The organism is Conexibacter sp. SYSU D00693 (assembly GCF_017084525.1).
Lineage (GTDB): Bacteria > Actinomycetota > Thermoleophilia > Solirubrobacterales > Solirubrobacteraceae > Baekduia.
This window is the reverse complement of sequence record NZ_CP070950.1, coordinates 3,096,989-3,115,271: the sequence shown is the minus strand read 5'-3', so window position 1 is coordinate 3,115,271 and position 18,283 is coordinate 3,096,989. Positions and strand designations below refer to the sequence as shown.

General features: G+C 72.5%; 18 protein-coding genes and 1 tRNA gene. 9 read left to right on the top strand and 10 right to left on the bottom strand.

All coding sequences use genetic code 11. The annotated features are described in order from the left end of the window. Positions 1 to 26: 26 nt before the first annotated feature. From JUB12_RS15480 to JUB12_RS15465, 4 genes are read left to right on the top strand one after another with little or no spacing between them, the layout of a single operon-like run. Entirely contained in the window at positions 27 to 611 is a 585-nt protein-coding gene (locus tag JUB12_RS15480; RefSeq protein WP_205696310.1) for a TlpA disulfide reductase family protein, read from the top strand. 5 nt (positions 612 to 616) lie between these two features. Continuing rightward, complete coding sequence (locus JUB12_RS15475; protein ID WP_205696309.1) at positions 617 to 1,075, top strand: GNAT family N-acetyltransferase; 459 nt, start codon at positions 617 to 619, stop codon at positions 1,073 to 1,075. Beyond that, the gene (locus JUB12_RS15470; protein ID WP_205696308.1) at positions 1,072 to 2,064 is read left to right on the top strand and encodes a DUF4921 family protein; all 993 of its coding nucleotides are present in this window, start codon (positions 1,072 to 1,074) and stop codon (positions 2,062 to 2,064) included. The genes JUB12_RS15475 and JUB12_RS15470 overlap by 4 nt, the downstream gene beginning before the upstream one ends. A 9-nt stretch (positions 2,065 to 2,073) precedes the next feature. Beyond that, positions 2,074 to 2,997 carry an AEC family transporter gene (locus tag JUB12_RS15465; protein ID WP_205696307.1) on the top strand — a complete coding sequence of 308 codons (924 nt, stop codon included), beginning with the start codon at positions 2,074 to 2,076 and terminating at the stop codon, positions 2,995 to 2,997. A 4-nt stretch (positions 2,998 to 3,001) separates the two neighbouring features. Here JUB12_RS15465 and JUB12_RS15460 read toward each other — a convergent pair whose 3' ends face one another. Next, the gene (locus JUB12_RS15460) at positions 3,002 to 3,490 is read right to left on the bottom strand and encodes a MarR family winged helix-turn-helix transcriptional regulator (protein WP_205699795.1); all 489 of its coding nucleotides are present in this window, start codon (positions 3,488 to 3,490) and stop codon (positions 3,002 to 3,004) included. Positions 3,491 to 3,594: 104 nt separating this feature from the next. On the opposite strand from JUB12_RS15460, the gene JUB12_RS15455 reads away from it, so the two are divergent. Next, positions 3,595 to 4,245 carry an FMN-dependent NADH-azoreductase gene (locus tag JUB12_RS15455; RefSeq protein WP_205696306.1) on the top strand — a complete coding sequence of 217 codons (651 nt, stop codon included), beginning with the start codon at positions 3,595 to 3,597 and terminating at the stop codon, positions 4,243 to 4,245. Between the two features lie 55 nt (positions 4,246 to 4,300). Here JUB12_RS15455 and lpdA read toward each other — a convergent pair whose 3' ends face one another. Genes lpdA through aceE form a run of 3 tightly spaced genes read right to left on the bottom strand, consistent with a single transcriptional unit; the run spans position 4,301 to position 9,666 of the window. Continuing rightward, the gene (gene lpdA / locus JUB12_RS15450) at positions 4,301 to 5,710 is read right to left on the bottom strand and encodes a dihydrolipoyl dehydrogenase (protein ID WP_205696305.1); all 1,410 of its coding nucleotides are present in this window, start codon (positions 5,708 to 5,710) and stop codon (positions 4,301 to 4,303) included. Between the two features lie 3 nt (positions 5,711 to 5,713). Continuing rightward, positions 5,714 to 7,018, bottom strand: a complete 1,305-nt coding sequence (aceF, locus tag JUB12_RS15445) for a dihydrolipoyllysine-residue acetyltransferase (RefSeq protein ID WP_241004286.1) — start codon at positions 7,016 to 7,018, stop codon at positions 5,714 to 5,716. Then, positions 7,006 to 9,666 (bottom strand): pyruvate dehydrogenase (acetyl-transferring), homodimeric type, encoded by a 2,661-nt coding sequence (gene aceE, locus JUB12_RS15440; RefSeq protein ID WP_205696304.1) that lies wholly within the window; start codon positions 9,664 to 9,666, stop codon positions 7,006 to 7,008. Before aceE ends, aceF begins: the two co-directional genes overlap by 13 nt. A gap of 85 nt (positions 9,667 to 9,751) precedes the next feature. On the opposite strand from aceE, the gene dtd reads away from it, so the two are divergent. Both dtd and JUB12_RS15430 read left to right on the top strand, forming a co-directional pair. Then, positions 9,752 to 10,177, top strand: a complete 426-nt coding sequence (gene dtd, locus JUB12_RS15435; RefSeq protein ID WP_205696303.1) for a D-aminoacyl-tRNA deacylase — start codon at positions 9,752 to 9,754, stop codon at positions 10,175 to 10,177. Positions 10,178 to 10,187: 10 nt separating this feature from the next. After that, positions 10,188 to 10,820 carry a hypothetical protein gene (locus JUB12_RS15430; protein ID WP_205696302.1) on the top strand — a complete coding sequence of 211 codons (633 nt, stop codon included), beginning with the start codon at positions 10,188 to 10,190 and terminating at the stop codon, positions 10,818 to 10,820. Here the strand turns inward: JUB12_RS15430 and JUB12_RS15425 are convergent. The 6 genes from JUB12_RS15425 to JUB12_RS15400 all read right to left on the bottom strand — a co-directional run bounded on the left by JUB12_RS15425 (position 10,817) and on the right by JUB12_RS15400 (position 17,257). Beyond that, on the bottom strand, positions 10,817 to 11,254 hold the full coding sequence (locus JUB12_RS15425) for a YbaK/EbsC family protein (protein WP_205696301.1): 438 nt from the start codon (positions 11,252 to 11,254) through the stop codon (positions 10,817 to 10,819). The two genes, JUB12_RS15430 and JUB12_RS15425, sit on opposite strands and share 4 nt — an antisense overlap. Continuing rightward, positions 11,251 to 12,273, bottom strand: a complete 1,023-nt coding sequence (locus tag JUB12_RS15420; protein WP_205696300.1) for an ABC transporter ATP-binding protein — start codon at positions 12,271 to 12,273, stop codon at positions 11,251 to 11,253. Before JUB12_RS15420 ends, JUB12_RS15425 begins: the two co-directional genes overlap by 4 nt. 1 nt (position 12,274) lies before the next feature. Then, complete coding sequence (locus JUB12_RS15415; protein WP_205696299.1) at positions 12,275 to 13,381, bottom strand: ABC transporter ATP-binding protein; 1,107 nt, start codon at positions 13,379 to 13,381, stop codon at positions 12,275 to 12,277. A 2-nt stretch (positions 13,382 to 13,383) separates the two neighbouring features. Then, a complete protein-coding gene (locus JUB12_RS15410) occupies positions 13,384 to 14,343 on the bottom strand; it encodes an ABC transporter permease (protein ID WP_205696298.1) in 960 nt (319 codons plus the stop codon). Positions 14,344 to 14,433: 90 nt separating this feature from the next. Then, the gene (locus JUB12_RS15405; RefSeq protein ID WP_205696297.1) at positions 14,434 to 16,179 is read right to left on the bottom strand and encodes an ABC transporter substrate-binding protein; all 1,746 of its coding nucleotides are present in this window, start codon (positions 16,177 to 16,179) and stop codon (positions 14,434 to 14,436) included. A gap of 97 nt (positions 16,180 to 16,276) precedes the next feature. After that, positions 16,277 to 17,257, bottom strand: coding sequence for an ABC transporter permease (locus JUB12_RS15400; RefSeq protein ID WP_241004285.1), 981 nt, complete (start codon positions 17,255 to 17,257; stop codon positions 16,277 to 16,279). 243 nt (positions 17,258 to 17,500) lie between these two features. Here JUB12_RS15400 and JUB12_RS15395 point away from each other — a divergent pair. Together JUB12_RS15395 and JUB12_RS15390 are read left to right on the top strand one after the other, a co-directional pair. Next, positions 17,501 to 17,574: transfer RNA gene (locus JUB12_RS15395), tRNA-Arg, on the top strand. A gap of 90 nt (positions 17,575 to 17,664) precedes the next feature. Further along, complete coding sequence (locus JUB12_RS15390) at positions 17,665 to 18,258, top strand: hypothetical protein (RefSeq protein ID WP_205696296.1); 594 nt, start codon at positions 17,665 to 17,667, stop codon at positions 18,256 to 18,258. Positions 18,259 to 18,283 lie beyond the last annotated feature (25 nt).

Here is an 18,283-nt window from a genome sequence, read left to right as displayed (position 1 = left end):
CCCGGTGGCATCATGCGACGGGTCCCATGCGCCGTCCGCTCCTCGCCCTCGCCGCCGTCGCCCTGGTCGCCGTCCTCGTCATCGGCCTCACGCAGGCGGGCGGCAAGGACGACGACGCGTCCAAGCCCCGGACCGTCTCGCTCGCCGACCAGCAGGCGGCGCTGCGCGGCGCCCCCGCCGAGGTCGCCCGCGGCTACGCGCGGCCCAACGCGATCGTCGACGCCTCCCCCAGCGAGGTCGAGCGGACCGTCGACGCCCTCAGGGGCCGCCACCCGGTCGTCGTGAACAAGTGGGCGTCGTGGTGCGGGCCCTGCCGCTTCGAGTTCCCCTTCCTCCAGCAGGCGGTCGAGCGCTACGGCAAGCGCATCGCCTTCCTCGGCCTCAACTCGGGCGACAACAAGCAGGACGCGCAGCGCTTCCTCGAGCGCTTCCCGGTCGCCTACGTGAGCTTCGAGGACCCCGACGAGAAGGCCGCGCTGCGCCTCGACGCGTCGGCGGCCTACCCCGTGACCGTCTTCCAGGACCGCAACGGCGAGCGCTTCGTGCACGCCGGCGGCTACGCCTCCGCGGAGGCGCTGTTCCGCGACCTCGAGCGCCACGCGCTGCGCTGAGCGACGTGCCTGCCGCCACCGCCCGCCTGGTCGTCGACGAGGCCGAGCTCGCCGCCGCGCTGGCCCTGCGCCACGAGGTCTTCTGCCTCGAGCAGGGCGTCTCGGAGGAGGACGAGCTCGACGGGCGCGACGCAGAGGCCGAGCACCTCGTCGTGGTCGACGACGACGGGACGGTCGTGGCGACCTGCCGGCTGCTGCACGGCAGCCCCGACGGCGATCGCGAGCGTCCCGCGACGAAGCTCGGCCGCATGGCCGTCCGCCGGGACCTGCGCGGCCGCGGCCTGGCCCGCGCGCTGCTCGACGAGGCCGACGTGCGGGCCGCGCGGGTGGGCAGCGGGCGCATCGTCCTGACCGCCCAGCTCGACGCGATCGGGCTCTACGAGCGCGCCGGGTACGCGGCGTGGGGCGACGTGTTCCTCGACGCCGGCATCGAGCACCGCTGGATGGCCAAGGACGTGGCGTGAGCGAGGTCCGGGTCGACCCGCTGAGCGGGACGCGCAGCGTCGTCGCCGCGCACCGCGGCGACCGGCCCGGGGCGTTCCTGCCGGTGACGCCGCCGCAGCCCGTCGACCCGGCGACGGACCCGTTCGCCCCCGGCAACGAGCACGAGACGCCGCCGGAGGTCCACGCGGTCCGGGAGGACGGCAGCGCGCCCGACACGCCGGGGTGGCGCGTGCGCGCGGTCCCCAACCGCTTCCCGGTCGTCACCGCCGAGGGTGAGGAGCCCGAGCCGGTCGCGCGGCGCGAGCTCTTCACCGCCCAGGCGGCCACGGGCGCCCACGAGGTCGTCGTCAACGCGCCCGAGGGCGTGCAGTCGCTCGGCGACCTGCCCGTCGAGCAGGTCGAGCTGGCGATGGGCGTCTGGCGGGCCCGGATGCGCGCGCACGCCGAGCGCGCGGCCTGCCTGCACCTCTTCGTCAACGAGCGCCCCGAGGGCGGCGCGTCGCTGCCCCACACCCACGCCCAGCTCGTCGCGCTGGACTTCGTCCCCGCCCAGGTCGCCCGCGAGCGCGAGCGCTTCGCCGCCCATGCGGTGCGCACGATGGGCGGCGACCTGCTCCAGGACCTCGTGCAGGAGGAGGTCAAGCAGCGCAAGCGCCTCGTCGCGTACGACGACGACTGCGTCCTGCTCGCCGCCTACGCCCCGCGCACGGCGTTCCAGCTGCTGCTCGCGCCGCGGGCGGGTCGCGAGCGCTGGGAGGACGAGGCGGGACCGAGCGGCGCCGCGCTCCTGCACGACGCCCTCCAGCGCCTGCGCCGCGTGCTCGGCGCGATGCCGCCGCTCAACCTCTGGATCCGCACCGCGCCCCGCGGCGCCGAGCGCTTCTGCTGGCGCATCGACGTGCTCCCGCGCCTGGCCCACCAGGCGGGCCTCGAGCTCGGCACCGGCCTGGGCGTCACGCCCGTCGCGCCCGAGGACGTCGCGGCGCAGCTGCGCGCCGCCGCCGGCTAGGGCGCCGCCGTGGTCTGGGTCGTCCTGGCGATCGCCGTCTCGACCGCCGCGGGGGTCTGGGCCGACCGCCGCCTCGGCGACCGCGCGACGGCGCTCACCGACCGCCTCGTCCGGCTGATCCTCTGGGTCCTGCTGCCGCCGATCGCCTTCTTCGTCACGGCGCACCTCGAGCTGACCGAGGGCGTCGGGGTCGGGCTGCTGCTCGTCTACGCCGAGCTGGCGATCGTCACGACGGCGGCCTACCTCGTGGCGACCCGCCTGCTGCGCCTCGGCCGCGGCGCCACGGGAGCCGTGGTCGTCACGACCTCGCTGGCCAACACCGGCTACCTCGGCATCCCGCTGTGCATCGCGTTCTTCGGGACCGACAGCGTCGCGCTCGCCGTCGCCTACGACTCGCTGGTCTCGGCGGTGATGCTCTACACCGTCGGCTTCGGCTCGGGCGCCGCGCTCGGCACGCGGGCGGGCGAGACGGCGCGCCAGCGCGTGCGGGCGTTCTTCACCCGCAACCCGGTGCTCCCCGCCGTGGTGCTCGGGCTGCTCGCGCCGAAGGAGCTCGCGCCCGACGCGGTCGTCGACGTCGCCGAGCTCGCCGCCGCCGCGCTGCTGCCGGTCGGCTTCTTCCTGCTGGGGGTGAACCTCACGCACGAGGCCGAGGACGGCCAGCTGCGCTTCCCCCCGCCGTTCAGCACGCCCGTGGCGCTCGTCGTCGGCCTGCGCCTGGTCGCGGCCCCCATCCTGCTCGCGGCGTTCGCCGCCGCCACGTCCGTCGACGTCCCCGACGCCTACTACGTGCTGGCGGCGATGCCCAGCGGCATCAACTCGCTCGTCGTCGCCCACGTCTTCGGGCTCGACCTGCGCCTCGTCGCCTCGGCCCTCGCGTGGTCGACCGCCGCCGCCGTCCTCGCCGCGATCGCGGTCTCGCCGTTCGTCTGAGCGCTCAGCAGGCGTCGTCGCCGTCGGCCTGCGCCTCGACGACGGCCGCGGCGCAGTCCATGTGGCTCCCCGTCGCCTGGCGCAGCAGCCGGTAGAGCGTCGCCCGCTCGTCCGCGTCGAGGGCGCCCAGGACCTCGTCCTCGACGTCGCCCAGCGCGGCTTCGGCCTTGCGCAGACGGCGCTCGCCGGCGGTCGTCAGGCCGACGACGTGGCGGCGGCGGTCCTCCTTGGAGCGCCGCCGGGCGATCAGCTCCTGCTCCTCGAGCTCGTTGAGCAGGCCGACGAGGTTCGTGCGGTCCATGCGCAGCACCGAAGCGAGGTCCTGCTGGGAGACCTCGCCGTGGTCGCGCAGGACGGTCAGGCAGACGAGGTGGCGCGGTCGCAGGCCGAGCTTCCCGAGCACCGCCTCGGAGCGCGCCCGGGTGAGCCGGGCCAGGTGGTCCAGCAGCGGTGCGGCGCTCTGCGAGCCGGTCGTGTGGGCGGATGCAGCGATGGACCGAGTGTAGGGGTGTCCCACGACCACTTTGCGGACCACAGTCCACTTGTGTGCTACAACTGCGTTGCGTCACACAAACCATCTGGAGAGGACGACATCTGATGCCCCATCTGCTGCACCTCGACGCGACCATCCAGGGCGACCGCTCGGTGAGCAGCGCCCTCAGCCACCGCGCCGTTGCCGCCTGGAAGGCCGCCCACCCGACCGGCACGGTCACCCGCCGCGACCTCGGCGCCCACCCGCTGCCCCACCTGGACCACGTCGCCCTCGAGGCGCGCAACGTCCCCGCCGAGCAGCACACGCCCGAGCAGGCCGCCGCCCACGCGCTGGCCCGCGAGCTCGCCGACGAGACCCTCGCCGCGGACGTCGTCGTGCTCGGCCTGCCGCTCTACAACTTCGGCCCGCCGTCGACGGTCAAGGCGTGGGTCGACCACCTCGTCGCCCCCGGCATCGGCTACGACCCCGCGACGGGCGACGGCCTCCTCGGCGGCCGGGACCTCGTCGTCCTGCAGGCCCGCGGCGGCGGCTACGGCCCGGGCACGCCGCGCGAGGGCTGGGACCACGCGCAGCCGTGGCTGCCCCACGGCCTCTCGCTGACCGGCCTCGAGCCGCGCTTCATCACCGCCGAGCTGACCCTCGCCGACGTCAACCCGGCGATGGCCGAGCTACGCCCGCTGGCCGCGGAGAGCCTCGCCGCCGCCGAGCGGGCGGTCGACGAGCTCTGGCCCGTCCCCGCGACCGCCGCGGCCTAGCCCTCGGAGGCGCGCCGGCGCCGCCCGTGAGACGGAGGGGTCTGACCCCTGCTGCTCACGCCTTGGTGCGCCGGCGCCGCTTGGGCGGCAGGTCCGTCACGGTGCCGGCCGCCACCTCGGCGGCGATGCCCAGCGACTCCGAGAGCGTCGGGTGGGGGTGGATCGTGAGGCCGAGGTCCTCGACGTCGGCGCCCATCTCCATCGCCAGCACCGCCTCGGCCACGAGCTCGCCGGCGTTCACGCCGACGACGCCGACGCCGAGGACGCGGCCGCTCTCGGGGTCCGAGAGGACCTTCGTGAGGCCGTCGGGACGCCCGGCCGACAGCGCCCGCCCCGACGCCGACCACGGCATCTTGGAGACCTCGACCTCCCTGCCCTCGGCCTTGGCCTTGGTCTCGGTGAGCCCGGCCCAGGCCAGCTCGGGGTCGGTGTAGGCGACCGCCGGGATCGCGACGGGGTCGAACGCCGCCTTGTGACCGGCGACGACCTCGGCCGCGACCTTCGCCTCGTGCATCGCCTTGTGCGCGAGCATCGGCTCGCCCACGAGGTCGCCGATGGCCAGGATGCTCGGGACGTTCGTGCGCAGCTGCGCGTCGACCGGGACCACGCCGCGCTCGCCGACCGTCACGCCCGCGGCGTCGAGCCCCAGCGCGTCGCCGTTGGCCCGCCGCCCGACCGCCACGAGCACGCGGTCGAAGGTCGCCGGCTCGGGGCCGCCCTCGGCGAAGCGCACGAGCAGGCCGTCGTCCTGGGGCTCGACGGCCTCGACCGCCGTGGAGGTGTGGACCGCCGCGTAGCGGCCCTCGATCCGCTGCGCGAGCGGCTTGACGAGGTCGCGGTCGGCCCCCGGGATGAGCCCGTCGGCGAGCTCGACGACCGTGACCGCGCTGCCCAGCGCGTCGTACACCGTCGCCATCTCCAGGCCGATGATCCCGCCGCCGATGACGAGCAGCCGCTCGGGGACCTCCTCGAGCTCGAGCGCGCGCGTGGAGTCCATGACCCGCGGGTCGTCCGCCGGCACGCCCGGCAGGCGCACCGCGCTGGACCCCGCCGCCACGATGCAGTGCTCGAACTCCAGCGCCTCGCCGCCGACCTCGAGCGCGTTGGGCCCGGTGAAGCGGGCCTCGCCGCGGACGACGGAGACCTTGCGGCCCTTGGCCATCTGGGTCAGGCCGCCGGTGAGCCGGTCGACCGCCCCCTGCTTGAAGCCGCGCACGCCGTCGAGGTCGATGGTGGGCTCGCCGAACGCGACGCCGGCCTCCGCGACCTCGCCCGCCTCGGCGAGCACCTTCGCGACGTGCAGCAGCGCCTTGGACGGGATGCAGCCGACGTTGAGGCAGACGCCGCCGAGGCGCTCGTGGCGCTCGACGAGCGTGACGTCGAGGCCGAGGTCGGCCGCGCGGAACGCGGCGGTGTAGCCGCCCGGCCCCGACCCGAGCACCACGAGCTGCTTGCGGTCGGCCATCGCCTAGAGGAGGACGCGCCGCATGTCGCTCAGCACGTCGGCGAGGTGGACGCAGAAGCGCGCCGCCAGGGCGCCGTCGATCACGCGGTGGTCGTAGCTCAGCGAGAGCGGGAGCATGAGCCGCGGCACGAACTGCGTGCCGTCCCACACGGGCTTCATCGCGCTGCGCGACACGCCGAGGATCGCCACCTGCGGCGCGTTGACGATCGGCGTGAACGCCGTGCCGCCGATGCCGCCCAGCGACGAGATCGTGAACGTGCCGCCCGACATCTCCCCGGGCGTGAGCTTGCCGTCGCGGGCCTTCTTCGACAGCGTCGTGAGCTCCTTGGCGAGGTCGAGCAGGCCCTTCTGGTCCACGTCGCGGATCACCGGGACGACGAGGCCGCCCGGCGTGTCGGCCGCGAAGCCCAGGTGGTAGTGGCGCTTGAGGACGAGCTCCTCGCCGTCCAGCGACGAGTTGACCTCGGGGTAGGCCTTGAGCGACGCGACGCACGCCTTGAGCAGCAGCGCGACCATCGTGACCTTCGCCTCGCTCTGCTCGGCGTTCGTGCGCTTGCGGAACGCCTCGAGCTCGGTGACGTCGGCCTCGTCGTGCTGGGTGACGTGCGGGATGCGGACCCAGTTGCGCGCGAGGTTCGGGCCGCTGATGCGCTTGATCCGCGAGAGCGGGACGCGCTCGACCGGGCCGTAGCGCTCGTGCTCGACGACGGGCCACGGCGCGAGGCCCAGGTCGGTCGCCCCGGCGCCCGTGCCCGCGGGACCGGTGCCGGCGATGGCGCGGCGCAGGTCGTCCTTGGTGATGCGCCCCTTGCGGCCCGTGCCGCGCACCGTCGAGAGGTCGACCTCGAGCTCGCGGGCCAGCCGGCGCACCGCGGGGCTCGCGTGCAGCGACTCCCCGGCATGGTCGGGCGGCGGGACCTGGTGGACCTCGGGCTCGGGCGGCGGCGCCTCGGCGTCCTCGGGACCCGCGGCCTGGGCCTCGGCCGCCACCGCGCTCTCGACCGACGACTCGGCGCCGGCCTCGCTGGCCGGCGGCTCGGCCTGCGGCGTGGCCTCGGCGGCTCCCGCGTCGCCGGCCTCGACGAGCGCGAGCACATCGCCTTCGCTGACCTTGTCGCCGACGTTGACCTTCAGCTCGGTGACCTTGCCGGCGAAGGGCGACGGGACGTCCATCGTCGCCTTGTCGGACTCGAGCGTGACGAGCGGGTCCTCCTCGCCGACCGTGTCACCGACGGCGACGAGCACCTCGATGACCGGGACGTCGGAGAAGTCCCCGATGTCGGGGACGACGACCTCTACCGGCGCCACGGCGCCTCCGTCCCCGGCTCGATGCCGTAGCGGTCCAGCGCCTCGCGCACGCGGCCGGCCGGCAGCGTGCCGTCCTGCGCGAGCGCGTCGAGCGCGGCGACGACCACGTGGTGGCGGTCGACCTCGAAGAACCGGCGCAGCGTCCGGCGGTAGTCGGAGCGGCCGAAGCCGTCGGTGCCCAGCACGGTGTACCTCCCGTCGACGAAGGGCCGGATCTGCTCGGCGTAGAGCCGCATGTAGTCGGTGGACGCGATGGTCGGGCCGCGGCCGAGCGCGAGCTGCTCGGCGACCCACGGCCGGCGCGGCTGCCACTCGGGGTGCAGGCGCGCCTCGCGCTCGGCGTCCATGCCGTCGCGGTGCAGCTCGGTGAGGCTCGTGGCGCTGAAGACGTCGGCGTGGACGTCCCACTCGGCGGCCAGGAGGTCGGCCGCCGCCTCGACCTCGCGCAGGATCGCGCCGGACCCGACGAGCCGGACGCGCAGCGCGTCGTCCGCCGCGCCCTCGACCGCCCGGATGCGGTGCATCCCCTTGAGCACGCCCTCCGCCGCGCCCTCGGGCATCGGCGGGTGCGGGTAGTTCTCGTTGAGGAGGGTCAGGTAGTAGAAGACGTCCTCCTCCTCGGCGTACATGCGCCGCAGGCCGTCCTGCACGATCGTCGCGACCTCGTAGCCGTAGGTCGGGTCGTAGGAGATGCACGTGGGGTACGCGGCGGCCATGACCTGGCTGTGGCCGTCCTCGTGCTGCAGCCCCTCGCCGTTGAGCGTCGTGCGACCCGACGTCCCGCCGAGCAGGAAGCCCCGCGCGCGGCTGTCCCCCGCCGCCCACAGCAGGTCGCCCACCCGCTGGAAGCCGAACATCGAGTAGAAGATGTAGAAGGGGATCATCGGCTCGCCGTGGTTGGCGTACGACGTCGCCGCGGCGATCCAGGAGGCCGTCGCGCCCGCCTCGTTGATGCCCTCCTGGAGGATCTGGCCGGCGCGGTCCTCCCGGTAGAACATGAGCTGCTCGCGGTCCTCGGGCTGGTAGAGCTGCCCGACCTGGCTGAAGATCCCCAGCTGGCGGAACATGCCCTCCATGCCGAACGTGCGCGACTCGTCGGCGACGATCGGCACCACGCGCGGGCCGAGCGCCTTGTCGCGCAGGATCGCCGCGAGCACGCGCACGAAGGCCATCGTCGTGGAGACCTCGCGCTCGCCGGTGCCCTCGAGCACGGAGCGGAAGGCGTCGAGCGACGGGACGGCCAGCGGCTTGGGCTCGACGACGCGGGCGGGCAGCGACCCGCCGAGGGCGTCGCGGCGCTCGCGCAGGTAGCGCGCCTCCTCGGAGTCGTCGGGCGGCTTGAGGAACGCCTTGGCGCGGACCTGGTCGTCGGAGAGCGACAGGCCGAAGCGGTCGCGGAACGCGAAGAGCGCACCCTCGCCCATCTTCTTCTGCTGGTGGGTGATGTTCTGGCCCTCGCCGGCCTCGCCCATCCCGTAGCCCTTGATCGTCTTGGCGAGGATGACCGTGGGCTGGCCGGTGTGGGCGACGGCGGCGGCGTACGCGGCATGGACCTTGTTGGGGTCGTGGCCGCCGCGGTTGAGCTGCCAGATCTCGTCGTCGCTCATGTCGGCGACCATCGCCGCCAGCTGCGGGTCGGCCCCGAAGAAGTGCTCGCGCACGTAGGCGCCGTTGCGCGACTTGTAGGTCTGGTAGTCGCCGTCCAGCGCCTCCTCCATCCGGCGGCGCAGCAGGCCCTGCCCGTCGGCGGCCAGCAGCGGGTCCCAGCGCGAGCCCCAGACGACCTTGATGACGTTCCAGCCGGCGCCCCGGAAGTTCGTCTCGAGCTCCTGGATGATCTTGCCGTTGCCGCGGACGGGGCCGTCGAGGCGCTGCAGGTTGCAGTTGATGACGAAGACCAGGTTGTCGAGCTTCTCGCGGCCGGCCAGCGAGAGCGCGCCCATCGACTCGGGCTCGTCCATCTCGCCGTCGCCCAGGAAGGCCCAGACCTTGCGGCCGCCCGTGTCGGCGATCCCGCGGCCGCTGAGGTACTTCATGAAGTGCGCCTGGTAGATCGCCATGAGCGGCCCGAGGCCCATCGAGACCGTCGGGAACTGCCAGAAGCGCGGCATGAGCCACGGGTGCGGGTACGAGCTCAGCCCGCCGCCGCCGACCTCGGTCCGGAAGCGCTTCATCTCCTCCTCGGAGATGCGCCCCTCGAGGAACGCGCGGGCGTAGACGCCGGGCGACGAGTGGCCCTGGATGAAGACGAGGTCGCCGGCGTGCTCGGCCGACGGCGCGTGCCAGAAGTGGTTGAAGCCGACCTCGTAGAGCGTCGCGGCCGACTGGAACGAGGCGATGTGCCCACCCAGCTCCGAGGACTCGGCGTTGGCCTGCAGCACCGTCGCCAGCGCGTTCCAGCGCACGAGCGCGCGCACCCGCTGCTCGACCGCCGGGTCGCCGGGCATCGGCGGCTCGGCCTCGACCGGGATCGTGTTGACGTACGGCGTGTTGAGGCCCGCCGGCACGGCCACACCGGAGCGCCCGGCCCGTTCGAGCAGCGCCTCCAGCAGCTCGTGGGCACGGCCGAGCCCGTCCGTGGCCACGACGTCGTCGAGCGCCTCGAGCCACTCCTGCGTCTCCTGCGGGTCGACGTCGTGGTCGCTCACGCAGGGTCTTGTCTACCAGCGTGGGTGCTGAGCGCAACCCGCGGGCGGACAGATCCACGGGCGCCGGCTTGCCACGATGCCCTGCGTGCGGGCGCTGGTGCAGCGGGTGAGCCGGGCGGCGGTGCGGGTCGACGGCGAGGAGGTCGGCGCGATCGGCGCGGGCCTGCTCGTCCTGCTCGGCGTGGGCCACGGGGACGATGAGCGGGCGTGTGACTGGCTCGCGGACAAGGTGCGGGCGCTGCGGATCTTCTCGGGGGCCTCGGGCAGGATGGACGAGGCGCTCGGCGACCGCGAGGTCCTCGTCGTCTCCCAGTTCACCCTGCTGGGCGACGCGCGCAAGGGCACGCGTCCGTCCTACGTCGCCGCCGCGCGGCCCGAGCACGCCGAGCCGCTGTACGAGCGCTTCCGCGAGCGCCTCGGCGCGCAGGGCGGGGTCTTCGGCGCGCACATGGAGGTGGAGCTCGTCAACGACGGGCCGGTGACGCTGATGGTCGAGTCGCCTTCGCCCTAGGGTTCCCGCCATGGCCCCCGAGCCCCGCTTCGTCTGCCGCTTCGCCGCCGAGCCGCCGCAGGAGGGCCTGCCCTACGGGCGCTGGTCCGAGCGCCTGCAGGAGACGTTCCTCGCCGCCGTGCTCGAGCTGCGCTCGTCCGAGGACGCCCAGGACCTCGGCGACCCCGGCGAGGTCGTCTTCTACCCCGACCGCACCTGGAACGGCCGCACCTACCAGCCGGTGACCTGCGGCACGACGACCGGCCTCGAGCTCTTCGGCCTGGTCTCGTGGATCCCCGCGTGGGAGGAGGGCGACGAGCCGTCGGACCTGCGCGCCACGGCCGACTGGACCGCCGAGACCGCCGACGCGAACCCCGAGTGGACGATCGACCTCTGCGACGAGGTCATCGGCGGCTGGCGCGGCGAGAACGGCAACGTCGCGGCGATCACCGTCGTCTGGGGCACGCCGATGCGCGACGGCGGCCACGTCGTCACCGCCGAGCTCGCCGACCTCGCCGTCGACCAGTGCCTGCTCGTGGAGCGGCGCTTCACCCTCGTGGCGCCCGACGACTACCGCGGCGACACGCTCGACGTGAAGGTCTTCGACCAGCGCAACAACCAGATCGCCGTCGAGTCGCTCTACAGCGACGACGACGAGGACTAGGCCGGACGCACCCGCGCCACCGTCGCGCCGGTGCGCTCGACGAGCAGCGCGGGGGTGAGCGGGAAGACCGTGCGAGGTGTGCCGGCCGCGGCCCAGACCTCGTCGAAGGCGAGGAGGTCCTCGTCGACGACCGTGCGCGACGGCGCGACCGTCCAGCCCCACGGCGCCACGCCGCCGATGGCGTAGCCCGTCTGCTCGCGCACGAACGCGGCGTCGGCGCGCACGACGCCCAGCGCGGCCTCGTCGACGGTGTTGGCGCCCGAGCAGAGCACCAGGGTCGCGGGCCCGTCAGCGCCACCGTCGCGGAACACGAGCGACTTGACGATCTGGGCGACGTCGCAGCCGATCGCCGCGGCCGCCTCCGCGGCCGTGCGCGTCGACGCCGGGAACTCCCGGACGCCGGGGAAGCGCTCCTCGGCGTCGGGCGCGCTCACGCCGCGGTCGGCACGCGCTCGCGGACCTCGGCGTCCGTGAGCGGGAAGTGGCAGGCCGCGAGGTTGCCGCCGTCCTTGGCGACGAGCTCCGGCGGCTCGACATCGCACGTGCCCTGCTGGGCCTTCGGGCAGCGCGTGTGGAAGCGGCAGGCCCTCGGCGGGTTGGTCGGCGAGGGCACGTCGCCCGTCAGGACCTGGCGCCTCTTCTGCGCGGCCAGCAGCGGGTCGGGCACCGGCACGGCGGACAGCAGCGCGCCCGTGTACGGGTGGCGCGGGTGCGCGTAGAGCTCCTCGGCGGTCGCGAGCTCGACGACCTTGCCGAGGTACATCACCGCGATGCGGTCGCACATGTGGCGCACGACGCTGAGGTCGTGGGCGATGAAGACGATCGTCAGGCCAAGGTCGCGCTGGAGGTCGCGCAGCAGGTTGAGGATCTGCGCCTGGATGGAGACGTCCAGCGCGGAGACCGGCTCGTCGGCGATCACGAGCTTCGGCTTGAGCGCGATGGCCCGGGCCACGCCGATGCGCTGTCGCTGGCCGCCGGAGAACTGGTGGGGCAGGCGGTTGTAGTGCTCGGGGTTGAGGCCGACGACCTCCATGAGCTCCTGCACGCGCTTCTTGCGCCCCTCGGCGCTGGACTCGACGCCGTGGATGGCGAAGGGCTCGCCGATGATCGAGCCCACGGTCTTGCGCGGGTTCAGCGACGAGTACGGGTCCTGGAAGATCATCTGGACCTCGCGGCGCAGCGGCTTGAGGTCCTTGCCCTTCAGGCGCGCGATGTCCTGGCCCTCGAACTCGATGGAGCCCGACGTCGGGTCCAGCAGCCGGGTCAGCAGGCGCGCCGTCGTCGACTTGCCGCAGCCGGACTCGCCGACGATGCCCAGCGTCTCGCCCTGCTTGATGTCGAACGAGATGTCGTCGACCGCCTGGACCGCGCCGACCTGGCGCTGCACGAGCACGCCGCGCTTGATCGGGAAGTGCTTGACGAGGTTGCGGACCTCGACCAGGTTCTCGGCCACCTCAGGCCACCTCCTCGCCGGCGGGCGGCGCGTCCGCGGCGCCGGAGAGCCGCTCCTCGGGGATGTCGACCGCCTCGGCCGCGGTGTCGGGCGTGGCGCCCGCGCGCAGCTCGGACCACAGCCGTCGCCGGGTCTCTCCCGGCAGCAGGCAGGCAACCTGGTGCGTCGGGTCGCCCGAGCCCCTCTCCAGGCCGGGGTCGACCTTCTTGTGGGCCTCGCGCACGTACGGGCAGCGCGGGTGGAACGCGCAGCCGGGCGGCTTGGTGATGAGCGACGGCGGCCGGCCGAGGATCGGCACGAGCTCCTCGCCGCGCGGCGCGTCCAGGCGCGGGATCGACTTGAGCAGCCCCCACGTGTAGGGGTGCTCGGGCGCGCCGAAGATCGTCTCCTTCGCGGCGTGCTCGACGATCCGGCCCGCGTACATCACCGCGATGTGGTCGGAGACCTCCGCGACGACGCCGAGGTCGTGGGTGATCATCACGACCGCCGTGCCCAGCTCGCTCTGCAGCCGCTGGATGAGGTCGAGGATCTGCGCCTGGACCGTCACGTCGAGCGCGGTCGTCGGCTCGTCGGCGATGAGGAGCTTGGGGTCGTTGATGAGCGCCATCGCGATCATCACGCGCTGGCGCATGCCGCCCGAGAACTCGTGCGGGTAGGCGTCGATGCGCCGCCGCGGCTCGGGGATGCCGACGAGGCCGAGCATCTCGACCGCGCGGTCGCGCGCCTGGGCCTTGGAGACGTCGCGGTGGGCGCGCACCGCCTCGACGAGCTGGTCGCCGATCCGGAAGAACGGGTGCAGCGACGACAGCGGGTCCTGGAAGATCATCGCGATGTCGTTGCCGCGGATGCCCCGCAGCTCCGCGTCGCTCATCGCCAGCAGGTCCTGGCCGTCGAACAGGATCTGGCCGCTGATGCGCGCGTTGGAGGCGCGCGTGAGGCCCATCACCGTCATCGACGAGACCGACTTGCCCGAGCCCGACTCGCCGACGATCCCCAGCGCCCGCCCGCGCTCGACGGTGTAGGAGACGCCGTCGACCGCCTGGACCACGCCGTCCTCGGTCTCGAAGTGCACGCGGAGGTCGCGGACCTCCAGCAGCGGCTGGGCCATCGCTAGGAGTACCTCACGCGGGGGTCGAGGAAGGCGTAGATGATGTCCACGAGGAGGCTCATCAGCGCGACCCCGAGCGCCAGGATGAGCGTCGTGCCCTGGATCGTCGCGAGGTCGGCCCGCTCGATCGCGTTGAACGAGTAGAGCCCGATCCCCGGGATGCCGAACACGGTCTCGGTGAGGATGGCACCGCCGAAGAGGATGCCGATGTCGAGGCCGAGCACGGTGATGATCGGCGTGATCGCCGACCGGGTCGCGTGCTTGAGCACCACACGCCGCTTGCTCAGGCCCTTGGCCCGCGCGGTGCGGATGTAGTCCTCCGAGAGCGTCTCGAGCATGCCCGAGCGCATGAGCCGCGCGTAGATCGCCGCGAACGCCGTCGCGAGCACGCACCACGGCATGATGAGCGCGGGGATCTTGTCGAAGAACCCGTCGGCGTCCTGGTAGGCGCCGGAGCCCGGCAGGAGCTTGAACCGACCGATGTCCTCGCTGAAGAGGTACAGCGTGACCAGGCCCAGCCAGTAGACCGGCGCCGAGATCATCACGAGGGCGGCGCCCATGGCGAGGCGGTCCCAGATGCGGCCCCGGAAGACGGCGGAGACGATGCCGATCGTCACCCCGACGAGGAACCAGATGCAGGCTGCGCCGAGGACGAGGAAGAGCGTGGCGCCGAGGCGGTCGAAGGCCTGCTGGCGGACCGGCGCGTCGTTGATGTAGCTGCGCCCGAGGTCGAAGTGCAGGAACAGGTCCTTGAGGAAGTTCCAGAACTGCACGTAGGTCGGGTCGTCCAGCCCGAGCTGCTCGCGGATGAGCCGCAGGGTGTCGGGCGACGGCGAGCGCCCGGCGCGCAGCGCAGCCGGATCGGCGCTCGGGAGGACCCGGAAGATCACGAAGGTGATCGCGCTGACCAGGATGACCAGCAGGACCGTCCAGAGGAGTCGGCGGAGGATGTAGGCGCCCATGTGGCGTGCGTGCTCTCGGCGGGTGTGGCGACCGGCGGCCGGCCCGCGTGCCCGAAGGCTCGCGAGCCGGCCGTGACGGTCAGCGCGTCGCTACTGCTTCAGCGACGTGAACGTCAGGTCGAGGAGCGAGTTGTTGGGGTTGGAGACCCCGTTGACGTCCTTCGACCAGATCAGCGTCGTCTTGTCCCAGACGAACGGGATGGCCGGGGCCAGGGCGGTGATCTGCTTGTCGATCTCGCCCCAGGCCTTCAGGCGCGCCTCGCCCTCGAGCACGGCAGCCTCGTCCATCGCCTTGTCGACCGCGGGGTCGTCGAGCTGGCCGAGGTTGTTGTTGCCCTGGGCGCGGATCTCCGAGCCCTTGAACGTGGGCTCGAGCATGGACTGCGGGTCGGCGAAGTCCTTGAACCAGCCGGCCGCGCCACAGACGTGGACCTTCTTGGCCGGGACCTGGCAGTACTCCGTGTACGTCGCGTCCTGGGGCACCGCGCGCAGACGGACCTTGAAGCCCATCTTCTCGAGCTGCGCCTTGGCGACCTCCGCCTGGGCCTTGCCCGGGTCGGCGTTGGCGGTGACCATGTAGATCTCCTCGTCGCCCTCGTACTTGCCGGAGGCGTAGCCCGCCGCCTTGAAGTACTTGGCCGCGACCGCCATGTCGCCCTTCGGGTTCTTCAGGAAGTCCAGGTCGGTCTCGAAGCCACCGGCCTCCTCGAAGCCGGGGAACTCCGGCGGGAGGAAGTGGGTCGGGATGTCGGCCGTGAACTTGCCGCCGCGCGCCTTGCGGGCCGCGTCACGGTCGAAGCCGGCGAGGACCGCCTTGCGGACGTTGAGGTCGTCGAACGGCTTGAGCTTCTGGTTCAGCGGGAACCAGCGGAAGCCGCCCGAGGGCACCTGCACGTACTGGTCCTTGTACTGGCGCCCGAGCCGGGGCAGGATCTGCGCCGGCGGGTTCGTGTCGAGGATGCGGCCGCTGCCGGTCAGCACCTGCTGCGCGGCGACGTTCGCGTCCGAGGAGCCCGTGCGGATGTCGATCTCGTCCAGGTAGGCCGGCTTGAAGTCCTTGGCCTTGTCCCAGCTGGGGTTGCGGACGAGCTTGATCGACTTGCCGGCGCTGTAGCCCGTGAGCTTGCCCTCGGCGTCGTTCGGGATCATGTACGGGCCCGTGGCGACGACGTGCGTGTTGTACGTCGACGGGTTCTTCTCGTCGAACTTCTTGGCGAAGTCCTTCGGGACCGGGGCGCTGATCGGCAGCGACAGGGCCGCGGCGAACGCGACGCCGGTCGGCTTGTCGAGCTCGAAGACGATCGTGTACGGGTCGGGCGTCTTGATGCCCTCGAACTCCTTGAACTCCTTGGTGTTGGAGTCCGGAGCGCCCTTGATCATGTTGAAGTACGTCGTGTACTGACCGCCGACGTTGACCGTGAAGAAGCGCTCGAACGCGTACTTCACGTCCTCGGTGGTGACCTCGCGGTTGACCGGCGGGCCGAACTTCACGCCCTTCTTGATCTTCACCGTGACGGTCTTCTTGTCCGCCGAGATCTGCGGGTCGCCCTCGGCGAGGTCCGGCTTGGCCTTCTCCGGATCGTCCGGGGCGAACTGGTAGAGCTTCTTGTGCATCGCGTCGATGACCTGGAAGCCGAACTGGTAGTAGGACCGGCCCGGATCGAGGTAGTCGACGTCGCCCGAGGGGGCGAGCTCGGTCAGCTTGCCGCCCTGGCGGCCCTCGGGGACCTCCTGCGTCGGCGCGTTGCCGCCGTCGCTGGCGGCGCTGCCGCCCGAGTCGGAGTCGTCGTCACCGCAGGCGGCGACGGCGAACATGAGCACGGCGAGCATGCTCATGAGGAAGAACCGAAGACGGTTCCCGGTCATGCGTCGTCCTTTCGTGGGGAAACGCGCCCGAGGGCGGGCGCATCGGGGTGGGGACAACCCGGGGAGGTCACTTGGACGTCCTGGGGTTGAGGGCGTCCTGCAGGCCGTCGCCGACGATGTTGAACGTCAGCACGGTGAACAGCAGGGCGAGCCCGGGGAAGGTCATGAACCACCACGCGATGTCGAAGATGTCGACCGCGTCGGAGATCATCTGGCCCCAGCTCGGCGTGTTGAGGTCCACGCCGACGCCGAGGAAGGAGAGCGCCGCCTCGAACAGGATGTTCTGCGGGACGAGGACCGTCGCGTAGACGATGATCGGCGCGACGAGGTTGGGGAGGATCTCGCGGAAGATGATCCGCATGTCGCTGGCGCCGAGCGAGCGGGCGGCCTCGACGAACTCGCGCTCGCGCAGCGAGAGCACCTGGCCGCGGATGATGCGCGCCATGTAGGGCCAGGTCGAGATCGTGATGACGAAGATCACGATGTTCAGCCCCGGCTCGATCGTCATGAAGCCGAGGTCGCAGCCCTCGCGGCCGCCGCAGGCGACGCCGATGCCGATGGCCAGGACGAGCACCGGGAACGCGAGCATGAGGTCCATGACGCGCGCGAGCAGCGTGTCGACCCAGCCGCGGTAGTAGCCGGCGACCATCCCGACGACCACGCCGATGAAGACGGCGATGGCGGTGGCGATGACGGCGACCTGCAGGGAGACCCGCGCGCCGTAGAGCACGCGCGAGAAGACGTCGCGACCGCGCTGGTCCACGCCGAACCAGTGGTCGGCGCTGGGCCCGGAGGGCTGGCCGAAGTCGTCGAGCAGGTCCGCGTTCTGCGTGTTGGGGTCCGGCGCGCCGACCACGTCCTTGATGACGGGCGCGAGGATCGCGATGACGACCACGACGCCGATGAAGAACAGCGCCGTGAGGGCGACCTTGTCCTTGCGCAGGCGGCCCCAGAACAGCTGCAGCGGCGAGCGCGCGGCGATCGGCGCGCCCTCGTTCGGGTCGGCGGCCGACCCTTCGAGGAGGGCCTCGGAGGCGCCGCCGCTCACCGGCGAGCCTCCCTCTGGGGGGTGGTGGAGTCCAGCGGTATGGGTCCGTCTCCCAATGGCAGGTGGGATCGGCTTGTCGCACACCCGCCGTGCACCTCCACGAGACGGCAGGGGCGGTCGAACCGCAGGGCAATGTACTCCTCTTGGTCAAGTCATGTCACCAAGCGGTTCGCGCTTCACGCGGGCCCAACAGTCGAGATCGCGCGACCTCCGGCGTCCCGGGGTCTACGATCCGCCCCGCGCGTCCCGGTAGCTCAGCTGGATAGAGCGACCGCCTCCTAAGCGGTAGGCCGGCGGTTCGAATCCGCCCCGGGACGCCTCCGCTCGGCTCGGGCGCGCCGCCGCTCACCGGATCACGTTGCACCAGCTGACCGGTTTGTGGTGCGATCGTCTCCAGGAGCACGGTGATGAAGCGCCTCGTCCTCGCCCTCGCACTGCTCGGCGTCCTCGCCGCGCCGCACGCCGCCAACGCGGGAACGGTGACCAACACCTTGCGGTACCTCACCGGGACGGTCGGCGCGGTGGCGACGCCCGCGGTCGTCGAGGTCCAGCGCGTGGTGTGCCCCGAGGTCTTCGAGACCCGCGTCTGCACCGTCGGTGGACCCGGCGCGCAGCTCACCTGCTACTCGCCGCTCGACGCCAACTACGTCACCCACCGGTGCTCGCTGCGCCTGGGCCTCGAGCCTGCAGCAGCCCAGCTGGACTGCGTCGACTCCTACGGCGGGGGCCGCGGCGGCGTCGGCTTCGACACCTACGGATGCGCGGGCGCCATCGGGTCGTTGCCGGTCAGTTGCGCTGACACCACAGAGAGCTTCGGCACCACCTACTACCGGCGCACCTCGACCTGCGGCCTCGGCACCTCTGGTCTCTCCTGTGTCGCGACGTCGCCAGCCAGCGGCGGGGAGTGCGTCATCGCCGCCGGCCCGTGCAAGGTCACGATCATCGACGCCTACACGCCCGAACGCGCCCGCGTCGACACCACGCGCACCGGCTGCAGCTGAGCTGACCCCGGGACGGCTCCCCGGC